At 66.2% G+C, this 3,679-nt stretch carries 1 protein-coding gene and 1 pseudogene; both read right to left on the reverse strand.

Going from position 1 to position 3,679, the window contains the following annotated elements; genetic code table 11:
- A partial coding sequence (locus BCY76_RS17035; RefSeq protein WP_170922750.1) for a choice-of-anchor G family protein occupies positions 1 to 1,742 on the reverse strand: 1,742 nt, incomplete at its 3' end.
- 625 nt (positions 1,743 to 2,367) lie between these two features.
- Positions 2,368 to 3,679: pseudogene (locus BCY76_RS18380) on the reverse strand (hypothetical protein); the annotation flags it as partial.

Below are 3,679 nucleotides of genomic sequence, written 5' to 3' on the forward strand. Positions count from 1 at the left end.
GCCTCAGCAGCCTCACCCGTGGTGTCATCCGTACCAGTGACCGTCAGATCACCCGGCTCGGTGCCCTCAGGAACAGTCCACTCAGTGGTGAAACCACCGTCAGCATCAGTCGGAACATCCTCGATCGTGCCGACGACGTTGCCGTCCTCGTCCGTGAACTCAACCGTCACCGTCGAGTCCGGGGTGTAGCCCGTGCCCTCGATGGTGGTGGACTCGCCGGGAGCCACCTCGTTCGGGTCAACCGTCAGTGCCGGGTCAAGGGTGACGCCCTCAGTGCCGCGCACGGTCGAAGACGCCAGGTTGACCTGAGCCAGCGGACCGGCAGCAGGCAGCAGGCTGACCTGCAGCGCCCGCACGGTGGAGGAACCCTCGCCGAGGTCGCCGACCTCGGGCTGAGCGTTCACCGTGAAGGAGACCACCTGGGTGACGACGTCCAGCAGCGGGCCGACGACCTCGGTGGCCAGCGGGCCGGTGATGCCGTCCACGACGCCTTCAAGGTCCGTCAAGACATCCAGGGTGTCCCCCAGGAGAGCACCCACGGTGTTGAGCACCAGGTCACCCAGGCCATCCGAGCTGGACAGGCCCAGCAGGTCCAGCAGAGGATCCAGGAGACCGACCAGGCCCGAAGTCGTCACGTTCAGGGAGTCCTCAGCGGTACCGTCCAGGATGTCTCCCAGCTGGGCATCCAGCGCGACATTGATACCCGCGAGTCCACCGATGAGGTTCACGTCCACATCCAGACCGAGCGAGGTCGTGGCGATAGTGGCGCGGAGGTTGTCGACGATCTCAGTGACCACATCGGTCACGGCCTGAGTGATGCCGTCAGCGATGGCCGCGAGGACCGGACCGCTGAGCAGCTCAGAGTTCGCCGGCATGTCATTGAGGTTCGGCAGCTCCGGGTTCGCCGCGAGCAGCGTCTCCAGGTCCACCGTGACCGCACCGGTGGTCAGGTCCACGGTCACGCCGCTGCTCTCGCCGACGACGTCGGCCGGCAGCAGTGCGGACAGGTCCGGCGCAGTGAAGTCGACGTTCGCACTGAGGTTGGCGAGGCCACCCAGGTCGATGCCGACGTCCAGCGCATCAGAGATCGAACCGGACAGGCCGTCCAGCGTCCCCTGCAGCTCGTCCACTGTGGAGAGCAGCTCGGTGTAGATGTCCCCGATGGCGGGGCTCTCGAGGCTCAGGGTCGCGCCAGCGATCTGGTAGTCGGTGACGGGCTCGCCGCCACCGATCTGCTCGATGTTGGAGGACAGCGCACCTGTCGTGAGGCTCAGGTCGCTGATCAGACCCTCCGAGGCGCCGCCACTGACCTGGGTGAGCAGCTCACTCAGGTCGATGGTCGCGTCCGACGGGAACTCTTCCGAGCCGCCCACGGAGATCGCGCCCTGGTCGCTTACCGCACCGGAGGCGGCACGGGCGTCACCGGTGCTCTGCGCCTCAGCGTACTGGTTGACGGCACCCACCTGGATGACGCCGTTCGGGCCGAAGAGCTGCAGCGAGTCGCCGAGGTCCACGGCGATGGCGTTGAGCACCTCGGCGCCGAGCGGGTTGGTCACCAGCGGGTGTTCACCACTCGGGTTCTCGGCGAACGCACCATTGACCTCGGCGATGTCGTCGAGGTTGATGCCGGCGGCCTGGCCGCCCAGGAACTTGCCCAGCGCTTCGGAGACGTCGGTCGGAGCCGCGTTGGCCGGAGCTGAGCCGGCCAACGCAAGACCGGCGGCCACCACGGTAGCGGTCACGGCCGAAGCGCAACGCTTGAGCAGGCCACGCGCTGGTGGCCCTTGTCTATGTCTGTGATCGGGTGCAACTAATGGCTTCCCCATGGAAGTCCCCCTGTTGTGTACTGTTCCGCGCTAGCCCTTCGACAAAAGAGCGCGACATCACACCGTGATGTCGCTGATCGCGCAGGAATTTCAACTTTTAATGGGCATGACGAGCGTCACGCTACCGTCAGCAAATCTAGCACAGCCCACGGATTGCCTGGTCGATCCGCGGCGGTCACACCCTGTCCGCCTGCCGCGCCAGATCCTGGCCTCGCATGCCGACCGGCCCGGAATCCCTGCATCGACGCGCAATCGAGAAAACTACTGGTCAGTACGGCAGGCATCGTGCGGCGCGGATCGCTGACTTTTATGATGCATTGTTTCGTCGCCCCAGCTGCGGCCCGAGAAAAGAACCTGCGTCGCGTCCCTCGAAATCAACCTGAGAAGGCCTGAGAGAAGACATTCTCGCGAAGCAGCTATCGGCGAGATGACAGCAGGACGGACACCTGTCCGACTAGAACAGCAGACGACGACGGCGCCTCCCGTGAGGGGAGACGCCGCCGTCGTCTTGCGATGGACCGGTCAGAGCCGGCTCAGGAGATCAGTCACCCGAAGCCCGCATCCGCTGGGAACGGATCACCGCGCCCGTGCCGAGCATCAGCAGGGCTACCGCGAGAAGCCCGAGCGTGAAGACGATCGCGCTGCCCGTCTTGGCCAGCCCGGTACCCGGACCCGGAGCGGGGGCACCAGCACCAGCTTCAGTGCCGTCCTCCGTTCCAGCCTCGGTGCCGACGCCGTCCTCGGTACCATCCTCAGTGCCGACGCCGTCCTCAGTGCCATCCTCAGTGCCATCCTCGGTGCCGACGCCGTCCTCGGTACCATCCTCGGTGCCGTCCTCGGCGCCGGCTGCCGGGTCAGCGACAGTCAGCGTGGCCGAGGCGCTCAGGGACGGGTCCTCGTCGTCGGTGGCGGTGATGGTCAGCTCACCCGGGTCGGTGCCCTCAGGCACCGTCCACTCCACGGTGAACGAACCGTCGTCGCCGACCTCGACACCCTCGATCGTGTCGACCACGTTGCCATCGGCGTCAGTGATCTCCACGGTGACGGTGGATCCGGGAGCGAAGCCGTCACCTTCGATGGTGACCTCGTCACCGGGGACTGCCGTGTCCGGCTCCACACTCAGACCAGGCTCGGCAGCCTCGTCGTCGTCGATGACGTTCACAGCGCCGGAGGCACTGATCTCCGGGTCCTCGTCGTCGGTGGCGGTGATGGTCAGCTCGCCCGGGTCGGTGCCTTCCGGCACCGTCCACTCCACGGTGAACGTCCCATCGTCGCCGACTTCGACACCCTCGATCGTGTCGATCACGTTGCCGTCGGCATCAGTGATCTCCACGGTCACCGTAGAGCCGGGGACGAAGCCCTGACCGTCAACGGTGACGTCGTCGCCGGGAGCGACTTCATCCGGGTGGATGATCAGACCAGGCTGAACCACCCCGTCCTCATCGGTGACCGTCAGGTGAGTCGACGCGGAGACGTCGTCATCCTCGACGTCAGTCGCCGTCACCGTCAGAATGCCCGGATCAGTGCCCTCAGGCACCGTCCACTCCACGCTGAAGCTGCCGTCACCGTCGGTGTCGACATCCTCGATCGTGGCGACGACCTCGCCGTCCTCATCCGTGAGCTCCACAGTGACCGCCGAGTCGGGCACGAAGCCCTCACCCGTCACCGTGGTGTCCTCACCCGGAGCAACCGTGTCCGGGTCCACCCCGATCGACGGGTCAAGGACCGGGTCCTCATCGCCGTCATCCGGGGCAGTGACGGTGACGGTGTCGGATGCGGTGACATCCGGGTCCTCGTCATCGGTGGCGGTGACCGTCAGCTCACCAGGCTCGGTGCCTTCCGGAACCGTCCAC

Source organism: Nesterenkonia sp. PF2B19 (assembly GCF_001758425.2).
GTDB lineage: Bacteria > Actinomycetota > Actinomycetes > Actinomycetales > Micrococcaceae > Nesterenkonia > Nesterenkonia aethiopica.